A 19,933-nucleotide genomic window follows, 5' to 3' on the forward strand; every position below is an offset into this window, starting at 1 on the left:
TGTATATATAACAAATTAGCATAATGAGTGTAGATTTAAACACTTTCTCCATAGATTGTTTACAAGCAAAAGAAAGAATAAAGTCGGTAGTCACCCGTACCCCTTTGCAATATAATTTGCACCTTTCCGAAAAATATGGTGCTGATATCTATCTGAAAAGAGAAGATTTACAAGTTGTTCGTTCATACAAATTACGAGGAGCCTTCAACAAAATTTCTTCCTTAACAGAAGAACAACGTGCTGCCGGGGTTGTATGTGCAAGTGCCGGCAACCACGCTCAAGGGGTAGCAATATCCTGCAAAAGACTGAATATCAAAGGTGTTATCTTTATGCCGGGGCCAACACCACGTCAGAAGATTACACAAACCGAAATGTGGGGCAATGGCAACATAGAGATTATCCTTACAGGAGATACTTTTGACGACTGCCAAAAGGCCGCCTTAGATTATGCCGCGAAATATAACATGACTTTTATTCCTCCTTTCGATGACCTTCAGATCATCGAAGGACAAGGAACGGTGGCGGTAGAAATCTTGGAAGACCTACCCGATGTGGATGCTATCATCATCCCTATCGGTGGTGGGGGGCTCTCCTCAGGAATAAGCTATCACATGCGCAAATATTCGCCAAGCACCAAATTGTATGGCGTAGAGCCGGAAGGAGCTCCTTCCATGCAGGCTGCCATCCAAAACGGTGGTCCCACAGAGCTGGATCATATAGACAAATTCGTGGATGGTGCCGCCGTAAAAAAAGTAGGACAACTGACCTATGAAATTAGCTCTCAACTCTTGGATTCGGTTAAATCCATTCCTGAAGGAAAGATATGCACAACCATCTTGGAACTATACAATAAAGACGCTATCGTCGCAGAACCTGCCGGAGCCTTGTCCATAGCAGCTCTTGATTTTCATAAAGAGGAAATCAAAGGCAAAAAGATAGTCTGTATCGTATCGGGAGGAAACAACGATATTGACCGCATGGGCGAGATCAAAGAAATGTCCCTGCTCTATGAAGGTATCAAGCATTATTTCATCGTCCGCTTCCCTCAAAGACCGGGAGCCTTACGCCTGCTGGTTACAGAGGTGTTAGGCCCTAAAGACGACATCACCCGCTTTGAATACATCAAGAAAACGGAGCGCGAACGCGGCCCTGCCTTGATAGGTATCGAGCTAAACAGCCCTAAAGACTATATACCGTTTATCGAGCGCATGAAAGCCTATAAATTCGACTTTATCGAGGTCAATAAAGATCAAACCTTGTTTGAATATTTAGTCTAACACAAGCTTAATAAGGCCGGAAATATTTCCGGCCTTATTTGTTTTCTTCCCTCTCCTTTTTCTTTCTGAAAAAAATCCATAACAATTTGACCCTTCAAACGTTATAAAGAAAAGATTATATATAATTCCCTTAACAAAACCATTTAACCCATAAAGAAAGAATATCCGATAACAACAATATATGAAAAGTTATGAAGACGACATTAAGCATTATTACGGTAATTGTTTTGTTCCTGACAGCCAATACAGCTATGGCACAGATGGACAAAACCATCTTGAGTCCTCCGGACTCTGTGTCGGTTACGACCAATGACGGAGTAACCATCAAGGTAAATTATAGCAAACCTTCCTTACGAGGACGAAAATTTGGTGTAGACCTAGCTAAATTCGGTGAGGTATGGCGTACAGGAGCCAATGCTATTACAGTCATCGAGTTCGACAAAAATGTGCTCGTGGCAGGTAAAGCCTTGCCGCGCGGTAAATACGGTCTTTGGACTATCCCCGGTGAAGACGAGACAACCGTGATCTTCAGCAAAAAATGGAAAGGTTGGGGAGTCAATTACAGCGATCAGGAGGACCAACTGCGTGTAAACGTTAAAAACATCAAAGGAAATCCTTCGGTAGAACAATTTACCATCTCGGTAGAACCGTCAGGACAGATTAACCTCGCTTGGGATGAATATATTATCCCCATTGCGGTAAAAGCGGGCAGATAACAAAACAGCAAAGATGCCAATAGAAAGCGCATCTTTGCTGTCTTACCTCTAATATGCCGCTGTAAATCTTTTTTTGATATGTTTTGGCTGTTCCACCTCATCAGCGATAACCACAGCCACATCTTCTACGGACAGCACACTTCTGCCATTTTCATCCACGACAGGATAATCAGTTCCTACCCTATATGTTCCCTTGCGTATACCAGAAGTACCCGGATGCATCTCTATAGCCGGAGAGAAGAATGTCCAATCCAAATCCTGTTCTTCCTTCAATATATTCAGGTAATCCCGTGCTGCCAAGGCTCCCGGTTTGATCTCTGTCGGAAAATCGGGGGTATCCACTATTTGTACACCTTCTGCAGCATACAGACTTCCTGCCCCACCAATGACGATAAGTCTTTTTATGCCGGCTTTTTTCGTTGCTTCCTGGATGGCTTTCGACCCATTCAAAAAGTCATCGTATAAATTGGGATTTGACCATCCTGCATTGAAAGCACTAACCACCACTTCTACTCCAGCCAGGTTTTCAGCCAATTTTTCCACATCGTTTACGTCCAAGGCTACTTTCTCTAAGTTCTCACTCGACGGAACAATGTCAATATTTCTGGCAAAAGCCTTAATATCATGCTGACGACTTGACAATTCAGCTACAAGATGCTTACCCACAAAGCCTGTGGCTCCGATAATTGCTATTTTCATACTGTTTTTCTAAATGAAACACTTTTTGTTACAATATTGTTTAAAAATTTTTTATTCGAAACTATCTGAAAAATCCTTTAAAGACTGCTTATTCAATAAAGCCACCAGCCCTTCTTCCGCCTTGTTAAAAAGCACGTCCAACTTATCGTTCATCTGCCTACCTATTGCGCAGTCCGGATTAGGCCGATTTTTCCGTCCCAACATATTTTCCTTATTGACCAATTTATACAAATCACCTAACAGAATCTTATTTGCCTCCATTGCCAAGGCACACCCTCCTTCTTTACCTTTCTTTGATTCAATATAACCAGCCTCGCGTAACACTTTAATCTCCCGTCTTACCACTACAGGATGGACATTGAGACTTCCAGCAATAAAATCGGAGGTGATTAATTCGTTTCGGTTTTTATCCAACAACACCAAAATATGTATCGCCGTAGCGAACCGTAAGTTGTTCATAATAAGACAAAGATACACACATTTTTATATGTAACAAATCTTGTTACATTATTTTTTAAAAAAAAGGGGAGATTTAGATGCTCTCCCCTTTTCTTTTATTTTCCTTTAAGATATTTTTCAAAGAACTGATCTTGTTCCCATAGTAAATGAAGGATGTTTTCCTTAGCGGCATATCCGTGCGACTCTCTTGGCAGAATGACCATACGTGCAGGAGCTCCCAAGTTTTTCAACGCTTGGAAATAACGTTCTGTCTGCATAGTAAATGTTCCAGGATTGTTATCGGCAGATCCATGCACCAAGAGTATAGGTGTTTTCATGCGGTCAGCACTGAGGAATGGTGACATGGTCATGTACAGCTGTGGGTCATCCCAGAGGTTGCGTTGCTCGGATTGGAATCCGAAAGGAGTTAATGTACGGTTGTAAGCTCCCGAACGTGCCACCCCACAGGCAAACAAATCGGTGTTAGACAATAGATGTGCCGTCATGAATGCGCCGTAGGAGTGTCCACCGATAGCTACTTTCTTGCGGTCTATATAGCCTAACGAATCTACAGCATTGATGGCTGCTTCAGCATTGGCTATCAACTGCGGGATAAAGGTGTCGTTAGGCTCAGCAGTACCTTCCCCCACGATAGGGAAAGCGGCATTATCCAACACGGCATACCCTTTGGCTACCCAATAGATGAAAGAGCCATAGCTTGGGAATGTGAACTCCTTTGGATTCGCAGTACTTTGGCTAGCCGTATTTTTATCCTTATATTCCCTCGGATAAGCCCAGATCAACAATGGTAGTTTTTCCTTCTTGTTGAAATCATAGCCAGCAGGCAGATAAAGTGTACCCGAAAGGTCCACCCCATCTTTACGCTTGTAGTTCAACACTTGCTTGTGTACATTTTCGAGGCTTTTGAAAGGGTTTTCAATAGCCGTTACAGCCTTTATCTTCCCTGTTTTAATATTTTTTGCATAGAAATTAGGATAATCTTTAGGAGACTGTAAAGAAATCAGGATATCTCCTTTAGCAATATCAATGACATCGGCTATACGTTCTTGCTTTTCCGAAGCCGGAGCCGTATAAAGACGTTTTTTCTTTAAGGTCTTCATGTCCAGCTCATCAATAAACGGAAACTCTCCTTCTTTTGTATGTCCTGCCCCTATCCAGTAGGTCTTATCTTTCTGGATGTACATGGTTAAGGTTCCAAACCCGTTTCTTTCACGGTACACATTTCCCGGATGGGAATAGATATCCTGACTATTGCGATCGAACAGCAGTCGTGACGCCCCCGTGGTAGGGTTTAATACAAAAGTCTTCGAACTTCTTGTGTCGTACCAACTCGAAGATACCAATACATATTGGTCATTACCCCAAATAATTCCGGCAAAGCGATCTTTAACTTTGGTTAGCGACTTAGGGGCTCCATCAAAAGGAAATTCCCAGGTGAACAGCTCATCACGGTATTCTACTTTTTTGGAAGCATCTCCTTCGTCTAATGCCTGTACGAAAAACAAAGTATTAGGCTTATCTGCACGCCATGAGAGCATACGCTTGCCCGGTCTTGTGGAAGAAAAACCCTTTGGCCTCACTTCCATCAAAGGTGTTTCATTTACCTTGCGGATTACTTTACCCTGCAGATCGTAGACATGTGTCTCCTGCGGAAAAGAATTGTAAGGTACCACATAAGAGAAAGGTTTTTTCAGCTTGGTAACCAAGGCATACTTCCCATCCGGCGAAATACTCACCTGAGTATAAAGGTCTGCCGGCAAAAACGGTGTTTCTTTTCCATCGAGGTCTATCCAATGCAGTTCAGCCTTAGCCAGCACTTCAAAATCATATTCATCTTCCGGAGTTTTCAACAGATCCTGATAGGTACGCAGCTGTGATACCTTGCCTTGGCTGGTAGACACTACCGGTCCTTTAGGGAGCTCATTGCTACGGTCGATAAGCGAAGGAGTATTAGCAGGTGTCTTACTGATAAGAAGGCCTTGTGAATTGCGTAACCATTGATACGGATTGTTCAACACCACATTGAGGTTGTAGTCCGTAAGCTGCTTGGCTTTCTTGGAGGCAATATCCACCAGCCATAGTGCTACCCCCTTATTGGTGGTATTGGTGAAAGCAATATATCTACTGTCCTGCGAAAAAGAGATGTTGGCAATAAGAGCGTTAGCCGGAATCCCGTCAATATCAAACTCCTGTCCATCCTTTGCCGAACGCAAACGAAGATTATTAAAATAATTTTCGGTGCTCGAAATACGAGCTTTGGCATTGATACGTAGACCGGCCAGACGCACCTCTTCCTGTCCTAACTCCTCTAGGGATTTGTACGTAGGTCGGTAGCTTAAAAGCACCCACGCCTTATCCGGACTTAACTCCAATGCCGGAGGTCTTTGATAGTCGGCCAAAGCCAAGATTTCTGGTGACGGCTTTTGGAAGGTAACATTCTCCTGTCCATACACCGAAGTGGCCAAAAGAAACAGAATAAAACTGATCGATTTCCTCATAATGGATTCTAATAAATGGTTATTTTGATTTGTTGACGTGAAGTTAATTTCATCTTTAGTGAAATCCTAATAATATACCAAAAAACGATGAAAAAAGAAGAGCAAAAAATCATTTTTGACAGTAATATTTCTTATTCAAAAAGCCATGCAAATTTTAAGTGAAATATGCAATTTTTAAAGTTATCCACATTCTTTAAATATTGGTTTTCAGGTTTTTACACAACAAAATAAGCTACAGAACGATGTTTGAGAGCCTTTTTATGGAGAATGTGGAAAAGTATGACTACCGCTCCGAAGTAAAATATATGATATTTGTTAAAGGATCCCGATAATCTTCGGATTTCTTAAGCGTTATTTCATAAACTTAGTAACGAAACAACCCAAACTCTGGATGGGTTCGAATTACTGTCAAACTTAACAAACAATATGGCAAGAATCATAAAATTTGAAAAAAACGATTGTGTACCATGTGCACAGGTTTCAGCATACTTGGACAATAAAGGTGTTTCGTACGAGACTATAAACCCTTTTGATGAGCCTGAGTTGGCTGTTAAGTTTAAAGTTCGCACCGTTCCTACCGTAATCGTGTTGGAAGGCGAAGAGGTTAAACATAGAGTAATAGGCTTCAAACCACAAGAGTTGGATGAAGCTATAAGTCAATAAAATTGATTATCATAAAATGAAACGTTTATGATACTATATTACGACACCAAAACCGGCAATGTGCAGCGCTTCATCAACAAGGTGGTGCAAATCACCGGTTGGACAGCAGTCCGCATACAGGAAAGTATGCAGATTGAAGAGGAAGGTCACTTGGTGACTTTCACGACTAACTTTGGACAAATCCCAGCTATTACGCAGGATTTCATGGACCGCAACAGTTCCAAAATCTTCTCTGTATCGTCTAGCGGCAACCGCAACTGGGGAAGAAACTTTGGTGTAGCGGCAGACAAAATTTCGTCATTGTTTGATATTCCGTTGGCTTTCAAATTTGAACTGTCGGGAACAATGGATGACATTTATCAATTTATCGATATAATAAAAAATCAATACTATGATAGCAAACGAGGTAGCAAAAAGCTGGATATTGCTTAATAACGAGATCATGATCAAAAATGATGGTGAGTACAGCTTGCACAAAGACAAAGAAGCTGTTCGCGCCTATTTCTTAGACTACGTGAACAAGAATACCGTATTCTTCTACACGCTCAAAGAAAAAATAGACTATCTGATCGAGCACGATTATTATATCAATTTCTACCAGTGGTATACATTCGAAGAGATGCAGGAAGTATACAACTTTGTGTACGCAAAGAAATTCCGCTTCCAATCCTTCATGGCTGCCTTCAAATTTTTCCAAAGTTATGCCCTTCGTGACGACTCTGGAGAGAAATTCCTAGAGCGCTACGAAGACCGTGTCGTAGCTGTATCTTTGTTTTTAGCACGTGAGGAAGGCGTAAAAAAAGCATTAGAATACGCCGAAATCATGATTAACCAAGAATATCAACCTGCTACCCCGACATTCTTAAACGCTGGAAAAAAACGTTCCGGAGAATTGGTTTCTTGCTTCCTCGACGAAATCGGAGACAACCTCAACGGTATTGGTTACGCTGTAGACTCAGCCATGAAACTGTCATCCATCGGTGGCGGAGTATCTTTTAATATTTCAAAAATCCGTGCACGCGGCGAAGCTATCAAAGGGGTAGATGGCCGTGCCGGAGGTGTACTTCCTATCATGAAAATTTTGGAAGACACATTCTCCTATGCTAACCAGCTGGGACAACGCCCCGGCGCCGGCGCCGTATATTTGAACATCTTCCACTCAGACATCGAAGAGTTCTTAGACTGTAAGAAAATCAACGTTGACGAAAAAGTACGTATCAAATCCTTATCTATAGGCATCATCATCCCGGATAAGTTCATGGAACTTGCCGAAAAGGACGAGCCTTGTTATCTCATCTATCCACACACCGTGATGATGGAATACGGCAAGTATCTGGACGAACTGGACATGGACGAATGGTATGATGAGCTTATCACCAACCCTAACGTTAAAAAGAAAAAAGTAAATGCCCGTCACTTATTGGTAAGAATCGCTCAAACCCAAAAAGAGTCCGGCTATCCATATATTTTCTTCAAAGAAAATGCAAACCGTGCCCATGCATTAAACGGCATAGGCCAAATCAAATTTTCCAACCTATGTACCGAAATCATGCAGGTTTCGGAAGTGTCGGACATCAACAGCTACGGCAAAGAAGACACTATCCGCTACGGTATCTCATGTAACTTGGGTTCACTCAACATCGCTACCGTAATGGACAACAAACGCATCAAAGAAACAGTTAAAACAGCGATGCGTGCCCTTACCGTAGTATCCGACGTGACAAACATAGACATGGTTCCTTCCATCGCTAAAGCCAACAGAGAATTACACTCTGTAGGATTAGGAGCAATGAACCTACACGGCTTCTTGGCCAAAAACTTCATCATGTACGAATCGCGCGAAGCATTGGACTTCGTCAACACCTTCTTCATGATGATGAACTTCTATTCGATAGAAGCATCTATGGAAATCGCCAAAGAACGTGGCAAAACATTCGTAGGATTCGAAAAAACAGACTACGCATCAGGTAAATACTTCGACAAATATTTGGAAAGGGATTATTTACCACAGACCGACAAGGTCAAAGAATTGTTCGAAGGCATCCACATTCCGACTATCGAAGACTGGAAAAACCTCAAAGAACAGGTTAAAGAACACGGACTATATCACGCTTACCGCTTGGCTATAGCCCCTAACCAGTCTACAGCATACATCATGAATGCTACGCCATCGGTAATGCCTATCGTTGATATCATCGAAGTACGTGAATACGGCGACAGTACAACATATTATCCTATGCCTTACTTGACCAATGATAATTACTTCTACTTCAAGTCGGCATACGATATGGACCAGATGAAAGTATTGAAGCTGGTATCGGTAATCCAACGTCATATTGACCAAGGTATCTCTACCATCTTACATACCAACTCCAAAGATACTACGAGAGATTTGGCCCGATACTACATCTATGCTCATAAGCTAGGCTTAAAATCGCTGTACTACACTCGTACACGTAAATCAACAATCGAAGAGTGTATTTCATGCTCCGCATAAGCGTTAGAGAAGTAGGTAAATCACAATATTAAACCCAAACCAAGACGCTGAATAAATTAGATTTTATTCAGCGTCTTTATCAAAGATATTAAGCAACATGAGTAAGCAATATAAAGCAGTAAACTGGAACACTCCCGAAAACGACTACGTATTAATGTTCTGGGAGCAAAACCTAAAACAATTCTGGATTGATACTGAGTATATCCCTTCAAAAGACATCGACAGCTGGAAAGGTCTTAGCTGGGATATGAAGGAGTGCTACAAAAAGGCGCTGGGAGGTCTGACTTTGTTAGATACCCTGCAAAGCCATACGGGTATGCCTAAGATTATCGACCACATAGATTCTTTGCAAAACAAGGCCGTATTGTCTTATATGTGTATGATGGAGGCTATCCATGCAAAGTCTTACTCAACCATCTTCACCACGGTATCCACCACCAATGAGATCAACGACGTCTTCGGCTGGGTATCACAAAACAAATTCTTACAGTTTAAAGCAGCCACCATCGACAAATATTACCGCGCGATAGATAAAGAAAACGTAACAGACGAAGAGCTGTTCATGGCTCTAGCCGCCTCCGTATTGCTGGAGTCCTTCCTGTTCTATTCAGGATTCTTCCTCCCTCTATGGTTGTGTGGACAAGGACAGATGGTTGCATCGGCCGATATTATCAAAAAAATCATTGCCGACGAATCTATCCACGGCGTATTCGTAGGATTAATAGCACAAGAGGTTTTTGCCAAACTTCCTAACAAAGAAGAGGTAAAACAAAAATTCCTCAACTTGCTGTACGAATTGTACGAAAACGAAATAAAATACACCGAAGAGCTTTACACCGTAATAGGTCTTACCGCCGAAGTGAAAGAATACGTTCGCTACAACGGCAACAAAGCATTGATGAACTTAGGTTTTGACCCTATCTTCGAAGTGAAACAAGTGAACCCTATCGTATTGAACGGTCTGAATACCGAAACAACACAGCACGATTTCTTCTCTAAGAAATCTACAAACTACGAAAAGGCCACAGAAATCGTTCACTTGAAACACGAAGATTTCATTATGGATACCACCGTTGAAATTTAACTTATGCTTCCCTAAAATATAATAGCGCCATCTTCCTTGAGATGGCGCTATTTTTATATCCATAGCAGTAAACTATGACGGATTTTCGTTTAGTGACTTTTTTTGTTTTGTGAGTTGAATAATAATTAGTACATTGTACAAAAAAATCCTAAGTCTGAAAGGACACAAAACTAACTTTTATGAAAAGATGGCATGTAGTTGTAGCGGTATTATTCTTTGTATTGAATAGTGCTTGCAGTAAGAAAGACGGCCCTGCGCCAGATAAAGAAGAACAATGGGATTACTCTGCAGAAGCTTATCTTAAAGACTCTACCCTATATTATACCAAATTATTATCATTATGGCAGAATTATATCGACCCACGAAATATAAACGATATACTTGATTCCAATAAGGTTAGAGCTATCACCAAAAATTTTGAAGACAGTGAATCGGTATTGGATTACCTGATCGGCCAGACACCCACCGGCGTAAACAATCAGCCTATAGACCGATTCAGCTTTATAGACAGAGAGGATGCCGTGAGCGATGAAATTCAAAATGCTCGTGTCACAGGGTTTGGTCTTTCGGTAATCTATCTGTTGCCTTCGGCAAATGCTACCAATGCAGATCTCTACGTAAAATTGGTAGACCGAAACTCTGCAGCAGACCTCGCAGGATTAAAACGCGGCGACAAAATATTGAGCATCAACGGCAATACCAATATTGACTATAACTCTCAAAGGGCTAAAAACTTTGCCGATGTACTTAATGCTCTCTATTCCAATACCATAACCCTAAAATGGCAAACTCCGAGCAACGAAATTATAGAGAAAACACTTACCAGTACCAGATATAACTATAACCCTATCAATGCTGCTAAAATTTTCACCCTAGATAATAGCAATAAGGTGGGATATATAGCCTTCTCCTCTTTTGTAAGCATAGTAGACAGAAATGGACCTACAGCACTTTTCAGCGATTTCGAACAAATATTCAACACTTTCGAACAGCAACAGGTTAAAGACCTTATAATAGACCTACGCTACAATGGAGGAGGTGACGTACAGACAGCAGAATATCTGGCTAACCGTGTTGCTCCCGCCTCAGCTACCGGCAAAAGAATGTATTCGTACAAGCTGAACACTATAGTTCAGGAAGAACTTGGAGAATATTTTCCTGCGGTAAATTTCATCAAAAGAGGAAATCTAGAACTCAATAAGGTATATTTTCTGGTGACTTCAAGTACGGCTTCTGCCAGCGAACTATTGATAAACAGTCTAGCACCTTATATGGATGTACAAATTATAGGATCTGAAAACACATATGGCAAGCCGGTTGGATTCTGGGGAACACCACTTAAACACAAAAACAAAGAACTAACCTTATATGTTACCTCTTTCCAAATGTTTAATGCTAACAACTTCGGCGACTACTTCGCAGGATTGCAACCAAACAAGTTGGCCAACGAATCTTTCAGCAAGCAGCTAGGAGATGAAACGGAAGGCTTTATCGCAGAAGCCCTCAATCATATCCGTTATGGAAGTTACTCTTCTGCTTCAAAGGTGGGTGCCCGCAGCACGGATAAGACAACCTATAAGCTAGAACATCAAGCATTGGATATACATTCCAAAGGTATGTTTAAGATGCACAAACGTTCACCAAAATTATAAAAGCATAAAAGGCCTTGTAAGAGGCCTTTTATGCTTTTATAGTGGTGCTATTAAACTCAGATTCGTCTCGAACAACATAAGGGCTATTCACGAAACTTCTGTCTCTTTATACTATGATATCCAAAAATTGAGAAAGATCTTCTACTAAGAACTCTGCTTGTGAAAGACGCTCTTTTTCAGCTTGATGCTTAGTTACCGCCACACAACGCAAACCTGCTCCTGTCGCTGCCCGAAATCCTGTCAATGTATCCTCTACGGCCATAATGCTGTTTGAAGGCAAAGCAAGACGCTCCGTGGCCAACAGATAAGGTTCAGGGTCAGGCTTAGGATACTGCACCGCCTCTCGAGTCACAAAAAATTCGAAATCATCAAGTAGGTTATGGTGTCCCAGAACCGTATTTACCGTACTCATATAGCTAGAAGTAACCAAAGCTGTCCTAATACCTTTGGCATGAAGCGTATGCAGCGTTTCTTTCACGAAAGGCATAAGACGTATCGTCGTCATATCTGCCTTGGCATAGTTTGCCCTAGTGCGCTGCCACATAAATTCATCGTCTGTGTGGATGTCAAACCGCTCTTTTAGCATCTGCACATTAGCAGAGAGCGTATGCCCCGCAAAATCTTTAATCCAATCGTTAAATGTGATGTTCAAACCAAATTCCTCTTTCAAAATGGGAGCCCAATTGCTGTAATAGAAAAACTCAGAATCAATTAGAGTACCATCAAGATCAAAGAGAACAGCTTTTATGGAAGATATCGTCATAATTTCAAAGGTCGCATAAAATAGGTAGAAATAAAAATCCAAAGCTCCATGCTGAAGCTTTGGACCAACAAGCGATAGGTCGTCATCAGATATTACCTTTCTTTAATTCACTTACGGCATAATCTACTGCTCGTGCGGAGAAAGCCATATAAGTCAGTGAAGGGTTTTGTGTGGAGGTAGAGGTCATACAGGCCCCATCCGTAACAAAAACGTTCGGAACACTGTGCATCTGATTCCATTTGTTCAAGACGGAAGTTTTAGGGTCTTTTCCCATCCGAACACCTCCCATCTCATGGATATCAAGACCCGGAGCTTGCCAATGTTCATCTCGCCGTATATTTTTAAATCCGGCAAGCGTAAACATTTCCTCCATAGTATCAAGATAATCCTTTTGCATCTTCCGATCGTTGTCATCATAATCCACAGAAATTTTCAGCAGCGGCATATCCCACTCATCTTTTTGGTTGCTGAGTGCCACATAGTTGCTTTCTTTAGGAATGGTCTCTCCCATCATATGAGACCCCACTTCCCAATTCGCCCATTTTGGATTTAATAAGGCCTCCTTTAGCTCTTCACCTAAGGCAGAGGTATCCGGCTTACGTGAACGCCATGCTGAAAATCCTGCAGCATAACCCCTCAAAAAGTCGGTTTCCTGTCTGTGTAGGTTGCGGAAACGTGGGATATAGCCTCCTCCCGCAGGATTTCTACCATCCACAGCGTAATCCAAAAGCCCCTCGTATTCAGCGTAGATACGCGCACTATAGTTGTGGAAAGCTACAAACTTGCCAAGGGTGCCGCTATCGTTACCTAAGCCTTCCGGAAATCTGTTTGATTTAGAGTTTAACAGAATAAGATTAGTATTCAGTGCCGCCGCATTGACAAAAATAAGCTTAGCATAGAAGTCTATTTCTTCTTTAGTATTACGGTCAATAACCTTAACCCCTATGGCTCTTTCTTTTTGCTCGTCATAGAGGATGGAATGTACTACAGCGTCGGGGCGCAAGGTCAGATTTCCGGTTTTTGCTGCCCAAGGGAGAGTAGAGGCATTTGAACTAAAGTATCCTCCAAAAGGACAGCCGCGCTGACACAATGTGCGATTCTGACATTGCCCTCTGCCCTGCTCTATATGGATAGGCTGCACCTTGGATATATGGGCACAGCGTGCAGAGATAACCTTTCTTTCGGGGAACTGCTTTTCTATGATTGTTTTGAAATATTTCTCCACAATATTCAGCGGATATGTGGGCAAAAACTCTCCATCCGGCAATTCCGGCAAGCCATCCCTATTGCCTGCAATACCCACAAAACGTTCTACATGGTCGTACCAAGGTTTTAGATCAGCATAGCGTATAGGCCAATCTACGGCGAAGCCATCCCGTGCGGGACCTTCAAAATCAAAATCGGACCAACGTTGGGTCTGCCGCGCCCATAGCAACGATTTGCCCCCTACTTGATATCCGCGAATCCAGTCGAAAGGTTTTTCCTGTAAATATGGATGTTCGGCATCCTTGACAAAAAAATGAGCTGCATCCTCATGGAAGGCATAGCAGCGGCTCACAATAGGATTTTCCTTCTTTATCTGGTAAGGTATCTCATTGCGATGTTCGAATTCCCAAGGGTACATATTGGTTGTGGGATAATCCTTTATATGTTTGACATCACGTCCCCTTTCGAGCACCAAAGTCTTAAGCCCTTTTTCACATAATTCTTTGGCAGACCATCCTCCGCTTATGCCTGACCCTATCACTATAGCATCATAGGTTCTTTCTTTCTTTGAATCAATATTTAGATAAGCCATTATTTGTTATGCCTTGATTTTCATTTCTCCATTGTATCGTCCTGGAACAAGCTCGTAGATGAGCTTATTCTTCATCACATATTCCGAGTTGAGGTAGCCCATAATGGTTCTTTGCTTGAGAATGACGCTAAAAGTATCGTCCTGAGACAAAGATTTGATATAGGACAATATTTCCTCAGTGGATTTATCCTTTACTTTTCGGGCTACTCTCAGCCCATTCACAAAAGCGGCCTGTTCCTCCGGACTATGACAGTCGTCCACCATTTTCATCACGAAAAGATGCAGGTTCAGTGAGCGGCCTCCCGGAGTATCTGTTTCGGGGATAATAGCTTCTACCAGCTGTGCCAGTAGCTCCTCATCGCTCTTGGAAAAGTCTACATTGCTGAGCGCTATACTGGCCTTGTTACCATCGTTAACACAAGAGGAGGCTATCAGCATACCTCCGGCCAGGATAAACATCTGCTTTATAGCTGTTCTTCTTTCCATATAAACAAGTTTAAAAGTAAAGATAGCCTTCCTAATTAGAAGGCTATCTTTTTGGGGATTAATACCCCAAGTTCTGTCTTAATGTGCCGCCACTGCGGTCAATTTCAGTCTGTGGAATCGGGAAATAGTCGTTATGACTATTATAAACCAACCCTCTATAGAAAGGCAGATAAGTGCCTTCAAATTGTGAATAGCTTTCCAGTACATTTTTAGCTATTCCCCAACGTACCAAATCGAAATAGCGGTGACCTTCGAGGGCCAGCTCCAGACGACGCTCCATACGTACGGCTTTGCGCGCGTACTCCTGATTCGGGAACGAAGGATAAGGATTCACCTGATAGTCAGCTACCGGCACCCCATTAACCGTCTTTGGAGGAAGAGTGGCAGCTCTACGGCGCACAGCATTTACATATTCCAAGGCGGTGGAAAGATCATTCAGCTCCACCGCACATTCTGCGGCCATCAGATACACATCGGCCAAACGCATGATATTTACGTCTAAGCCTGTGATATAAGCTTCTCCGGAAACGGTATTTCCAGCAAACTGGCTTTCTTTGATCATGGTTTTAATACCCACGAATGGGCCTGCAAAAGATACCGAACGTATCCAAGCGTCTCCCGGCATGATGCCATAATCTAGGAAAGGAACCCCTCTTCTCCCTACCGTATAGTCTAAACGAGGGTCAACACGAAGGGTCACATCCACCTGATAGTTGGTCTTAGCCGCTCCTGTCAATCCAAAATCCGAAAGGTAAGGGTTATTACGGTATTCGTTATCTAGATAAGGCAAGCCATTAGCATCTACCTTATAAGCATTGACCAAGTCAATGGTAGGCTGATAAAAGCCACAGCAGCTTACTGGTGCAGCATAAATACCGCTGAGCATGTCGCCCACGTTGGCATTATCGCCCGATCCGTTAGGGTTGATAGCATGTTTAGATACTAACAATGCTTCAGGACCATCTTCCTTGTCGATATCGAAGTTGTCTTGGAAAGGCATGGTCGTAAGGTCCTTACCTGCTATCACTTCTTGAAATAAAGGAAGAGCCAAATCATATTTCTTTTGATAGAGATATAATTTTCCCAGATAAGCCTTGGCAATATTTCTATCCATACGTCCGGCTTCTCCTTTGATTTTCGTTACAGGAAGATTCTCCGAAGCAAACTTTACGTCATCAATGATTTTATCATAGATATCGGTATCATTAGGCTTTGTCTTGGCTTCTTCGAGAGGAGTGTTTTCATCTATCCATGGCAGATTTCTGAAGACCCGCCACATGAAAAAATAATAGTGGCCACGCAACATACGCGCCTCTGCCTCGATCTCTAAGGCCCTTGCTGAAGAAATCTCTTTGGCACCTTCTTGGTCCTTCTTCAATAGACGGAGGGTAGTGTTGGCTCTCAACACCCCTTCGAAATACACCTGCCACATCGTAGTCAAGTTGTCATTAGCAGGATTGGGATTCAGCATTTCCAACAGGTTCATGTTGGGCTGGTCCGTCTCTTCCGATCCTTTATGTGCATTATCGGAGGTGATTTCCCCAAAAATCCATTGGCTTGGCGCCGCAGCATAATTGCCCCAGGTACCACTAACATTACCATTCATAATGCTGTAGGCCCCCAAGAGCACCGCTTCAATACCTTCCCCATTGCTGACCTGCCCTTCTCCCAGTTGGCCTTGCGGGATTTTCTCCAAAAAGTCTTTACCACAACTGCTAAGCAATAAGCCTGACGCAATTAAGGCTGTATATATAGAACGCATTTTCATAATATTCAAAATTTCAATAGTTAAAAACCTAAACTCAAACCAAACAAAAACTGACGTGACTGCGGATATACACCTAAATCCACGCCTATAGCAGGATAATCTGAAGGTGTAGCTGTCACCTCAGGATCCAAGCCGTCATACTTGGTGATAGTAAACAGGTTGGTCACTCCTACATACATACGCAGACGGTTTATATTGGTATTATTTCCAAATAAGGATTTTACAGGAAGAGTATAACCTATCTGCAAATTTTTCATCTTCAAAAAGCTGGCGTCCTGCACAAAATAGCTGGAAGTAGCATATTCAAAGGCAGAAGCATTTGACGTCAGCGACGGCATATTCGAGTTAGGATTTGTCGGCGACCAAGCCTCTAGAAGTCTTACACTCTTCGCTCCCGAAAATACCGAGAAGTCCGTAAAGTAGCGGGTCATGTCGAACACATCATTGCCCTTAGACCCGTAGAAGAACATCGATAGGTCCCAGTTCTTATAGTTAGCATTGATACCCAAGGAGTAAATAAAATCGGGATGCGGATTTCCTATGAAGGTTCGGTCTTGGTCATTGATGACACCATCGTTGTTAATATCAGCATATTTAAGGCCTCCCGGTCTAGCTTTGCCATCAGCATAGTTAGGTGAATTGGCTACGTCAGCATCATCCCTGTACACGCCTAACACTTTATAGCCATAAAAAGTACCGAACGACTGTCCTGGGGTAAGGATAGTAGTGGTAATACTTCTGAAGTTACCATACAGTTGTGAAGTAACCTCCGGCGCTAAAGCAACAACCTTGTTTACATTCTTTGAGAAAGTACCGCTAATATCAAATGTGAAATCTTTGTTTTGATTGCGTCCATGATGATAGGCCAAAGACAGCTCTACACCGTGGTTACGCATATTACCTACATTGACATAAGGGGAGTTGGCACGTCCCACCGCAATGGCCGGCAACGGCACGCGGAACAGCATATCTTCTGTTTTCTTATCATAATATTCAACAGCACCGTCAAAAACTCCATCGAATAGGGTAAAGTCCATACCTATATTCAATGCCTTTACTTGCTCCCATTTTACATCTTCATTAGAATAGTCACTTTGCCACAATCCACTTTGTACGGCACCACCTATAGGATATGAAGATTGAGTAATTGAACTAGCATAACGGTTGATATATTGGAAGCCTGGGATACGCTGGTTACCTGTAACACCATAACCTGCTCTAAACTTTAAGTCCGTAATCCAAGAAACATTCTGCATGAACTCTTCGCTGGAAATACGCCATGCTCCCGAGATTCCAGGAAACAAACCATACTTGTTGTTAGGACCAAAGTTGGAAGAACCATCTCTACGAAGCGTCGCACTTAGAATATAACGGTCGTTATAGCTATAATCCACCTTTCCGAAGATAGAAAAGAGCGACCCTACACCACCTGACCCCGCATTGCCAAAATTGGACGTTCCTGCATTCAGATAGAAATAATCAAGACTGTTTAGCGTGAAGAAACTGTTTCTGCTTCCTGACAGGTCCCTACTTCTGTTGCTGATTGCTTCCGTACCGGCCAAAACATTCAGGCTATGTTGGTCGAATTGTTTCCTCCAAGTAAGCGTATTGGTCCATGTCCATTCCGAACCATAACCAAAATATTCACTTAGTGCATTGTTCATCGAGCCCTCACCAAATTCAGGGTTAGGATAGGTAATGTCAATGCCGTTATAATTTTCATAACGAAGACCGAAATTCGTGCGGAACATCAGTCCCGGTAAAAGGTCCACTTCCCCAAAGACGTTTCCGAAGAAGAAGTTGCTTTTGTTAACATCATCTTTCATGCGGTAAGCCACAGCGACAGGGTTTTGTCCATTCCCATAACCTCCTCTTGTTCCTGCAAAATTTCCGCCCTCATCATACACGGGAACTATAGTCTGGATACGATATGCCCATCCCACAACACTTTCATCTCCCATATAGCCTCCAGCCGTATTAGGGTTTACCCCCATCCCTACTCCTCTTGTGTAGCTGTACTGCATGTTTTCCCCGATACGCAGTTTACCCTCAAAAGCTTTGAACTGCGTATTGGTACGTATGTTATAGCGCTTAAAGCTGGAGTGGATTACAGTTCCTTTTTGGTCTAGAAATCCACCGGACATCGAATAGCTCGTATTGTCGGATCCTCCGGAAGCCGCTATCTGATACGACTGGGTTGGAGCATTCTGCGTAATTTCTCTGAACCAGTCCGTTCCTTCTTTGTTCGCTTTTGTTATCTGATAGAAGGTACTGAAATCACGCGAATAGTTGTATTTGGACATGTCGGCATCTGCCGCAGTCACATCATGACCGGACTTAGAGCCCGCCAACAGATATTCCGGCAAAGTAAGGTTGGTACCGTTAATCTGATTTTGCATATCCAAGTTCTGTTGCGGCGTAAGCATCTTCGGGAAGCGGTCACGCTGTGGCACCTGAGAGCCCGCATAAGCGTCAAACGTAAACTGAGGTTTTCCCATCTTTCCCTGACGTGTAGTGATGATCACCACACCATTGTTTGCCCGTGCCCCGTAGATAGATGCTGCAGAAGCGTCCTTCAACACCTGCATAGATTCAATATCATTCTGGTTCAACCAGCTGAGCTTGCCTTCAAAAGGCACTCCGTCTATAATGTAAAGTGGTTCATTGTTGTTAATTGTTGAATATCCCCGAATTTTGATTTGTGGAGTAGAGCCTGGAGCTCCGTCATTTACAATCTGCACCCCCGTCGCTTTACCTTGTAAAGCTTCCACTGCCGTAGCTGCCGGCTGTGCTTTGAGCTGATCCACATCGACTATCGCCACAGATCCCGTAAGGTCTTTCTTACGCTGCGATCCGTAACCTGTCACGACAACCTCTTCCAACGAATGACTATTTTCTTGCAATCGAATCTGAAGGGAGGAAGTCGTCGAGCTCACGGTAACAGTTTGCGATGCATATCCTACATAGCTAATTTCCAAGACATCATTTGCCGAAGCCTTGATTTCAAACTGTCCATCTTGATTCGTGGCCGTCACAGACGTCTTTCCCACAACACGTACGGTAACACCTGGTAAGGGCTCACCGGTAGAAGCAGAAACTACGGTTCCTCTGATCGTTTGCTCCTGTATCCATAAAGCATGAGGTGGGTCCGCCCAAAAATGATGAGTGAAATGATTTGCTGTTGCAATATGACTGCTAAGCACAACTGCTGCAGAAACGCAAATGCAACGATTAAATGGAATACCTTTTGGTAAGTGTATCCCTTTGAACACCTTTAACTTGCACATAATTTAAAGACTCTAAATGGTTAATAAGTTTATAATTGTAATAAAGTAGATGTTAGGTAATCATAACTTAAGTCATAAAAATCGATTTAGTTATCTAATTGTTAATGTTAAATTAAAAAGTATAACACGAAAAAACAAATGCGATTACCAACTTTGCTATACATAAAAATAAAAGAGGGTTAAATTAACCCTCAAAACAATCTCTTACGATTTAATAAATCAATCTTTAACAAATATTAAGAAAGTTTTAAACTAAAAAGATTTTTACTATTAAAAGAGAAAAACA

General features: G+C 42.4%; 15 protein-coding genes. 7 read left to right on the forward strand and 8 right to left on the reverse strand.

Annotated features, from left to right (window positions below; genetic code table 11):
* Window positions 1–23 precede the first annotated feature (23 nt).
* The gene (gene ilvA, locus ABD873_RS11515) at window positions 24–1,277 is read left to right on the forward strand and encodes a threonine ammonia-lyase IlvA (protein WP_345068463.1); all 1,254 of its coding nucleotides are present in this window, start codon (window positions 24–26) and stop codon (window positions 1,275–1,277) included.
* 191 nt (window positions 1,278–1,468) lie between these two features.
* Window positions 1,469–1,993 (forward strand): DUF2911 domain-containing protein, encoded by a 525-nt coding sequence (locus tag ABD873_RS11520; RefSeq protein WP_039053862.1) that lies wholly within the window; start codon window positions 1,469–1,471, stop codon window positions 1,991–1,993.
* Between the two features lie 48 nt (window positions 1,994–2,041).
* Here the strand turns inward: ABD873_RS11520 and ABD873_RS11525 are convergent, their stop codons facing one another.
* From ABD873_RS11525 to ABD873_RS11535, 3 genes are all read right to left on the reverse strand, one after another.
* A complete protein-coding gene (locus ABD873_RS11525; protein WP_345068466.1) occupies window positions 2,042–2,692 on the reverse strand; it encodes an NAD(P)-dependent oxidoreductase in 651 nt (216 codons plus the stop codon).
* Window positions 2,693–2,743: 51 nt separating this feature from the next.
* A complete protein-coding gene (locus ABD873_RS11530) occupies window positions 2,744–3,151 on the reverse strand; it encodes an Rrf2 family transcriptional regulator (RefSeq protein WP_345068468.1) in 408 nt (135 codons plus the stop codon).
* A gap of 95 nt (window positions 3,152–3,246) precedes the next feature.
* Entirely contained in the window at window positions 3,247–5,649 is a 2,403-nt protein-coding gene (locus ABD873_RS11535) for an alpha/beta hydrolase family protein (RefSeq protein ID WP_345068470.1), read from the reverse strand.
* A 426-nt stretch (window positions 5,650–6,075) separates the two neighbouring features.
* Between ABD873_RS11535 and ABD873_RS11540 the strand changes: the two genes are divergently transcribed.
* From ABD873_RS11540 to ABD873_RS11560, 5 genes are all read left to right on the forward strand, one after another.
* A complete protein-coding gene (locus ABD873_RS11540) occupies window positions 6,076–6,312 on the forward strand; it encodes a glutaredoxin family protein (RefSeq protein WP_345068472.1) in 237 nt (78 codons plus the stop codon).
* 27 nt (window positions 6,313–6,339) lie between these two features.
* Window positions 6,340–6,744: a class Ib ribonucleoside-diphosphate reductase assembly flavoprotein NrdI gene (gene nrdI, locus ABD873_RS11545; RefSeq protein WP_039053865.1), complete on the forward strand. Its 405-nt coding sequence runs from the start codon at window positions 6,340–6,342 to the stop codon at window positions 6,742–6,744.
* Window positions 6,704–8,809: a class 1b ribonucleoside-diphosphate reductase subunit alpha gene (nrdE, locus tag ABD873_RS11550; RefSeq protein ID WP_345068475.1), complete on the forward strand. Its 2,106-nt coding sequence runs from the start codon at window positions 6,704–6,706 to the stop codon at window positions 8,807–8,809. Before nrdI ends, nrdE begins: the two co-directional genes overlap by 41 nt.
* A 97-nt stretch (window positions 8,810–8,906) precedes the next feature.
* Window positions 8,907–9,893, forward strand: a complete 987-nt coding sequence (nrdF, locus tag ABD873_RS11555; RefSeq protein ID WP_345068478.1) for a class 1b ribonucleoside-diphosphate reductase subunit beta — start codon at window positions 8,907–8,909, stop codon at window positions 9,891–9,893.
* 179 nt (window positions 9,894–10,072) lie between these two features.
* On the forward strand, window positions 10,073–11,545 hold the full coding sequence (locus ABD873_RS11560) for a S41 family peptidase (protein WP_345068480.1): 1,473 nt from the start codon (window positions 10,073–10,075) through the stop codon (window positions 11,543–11,545).
* Window positions 11,546–11,651: 106 nt separating this feature from the next.
* Here ABD873_RS11560 and ABD873_RS11565 read toward each other — a convergent pair whose 3' ends face one another.
* The 5 genes from ABD873_RS11565 to ABD873_RS11585 form a co-directional block, all read right to left on the reverse strand.
* Window positions 11,652–12,308, reverse strand: coding sequence for an HAD family hydrolase (locus ABD873_RS11565; RefSeq protein ID WP_039052687.1), 657 nt, complete (start codon window positions 12,306–12,308; stop codon window positions 11,652–11,654).
* An 85-nt stretch (window positions 12,309–12,393) separates the two neighbouring features.
* On the reverse strand, window positions 12,394–14,106 hold the full coding sequence (locus tag ABD873_RS11570; protein ID WP_345068484.1) for a GMC oxidoreductase: 1,713 nt from the start codon (window positions 14,104–14,106) through the stop codon (window positions 12,394–12,396).
* Between the two features lie 6 nt (window positions 14,107–14,112).
* A complete protein-coding gene (locus tag ABD873_RS11575; RefSeq protein WP_039052686.1) occupies window positions 14,113–14,592 on the reverse strand; it encodes a gluconate 2-dehydrogenase subunit 3 family protein in 480 nt (159 codons plus the stop codon).
* Between the two features lie 58 nt (window positions 14,593–14,650).
* Window positions 14,651–16,354: a RagB/SusD family nutrient uptake outer membrane protein gene (locus ABD873_RS11580; RefSeq protein WP_345068487.1), complete on the reverse strand. Its 1,704-nt coding sequence runs from the start codon at window positions 16,352–16,354 to the stop codon at window positions 14,651–14,653.
* A 26-nt stretch (window positions 16,355–16,380) separates the two neighbouring features.
* Window positions 16,381–19,647 (reverse strand): SusC/RagA family TonB-linked outer membrane protein, encoded by a 3,267-nt coding sequence (locus ABD873_RS11585; RefSeq protein ID WP_345068489.1) that lies wholly within the window; start codon window positions 19,645–19,647, stop codon window positions 16,381–16,383.
* Window positions 19,648–19,933 lie beyond the last annotated feature (286 nt).

The organism is Sphingobacterium thermophilum (assembly GCF_039541675.1).
In the GTDB taxonomy this organism is placed as follows: Bacteria; Bacteroidota; Bacteroidia; order Sphingobacteriales; family Sphingobacteriaceae; genus Sphingobacterium; species Sphingobacterium thermophilum.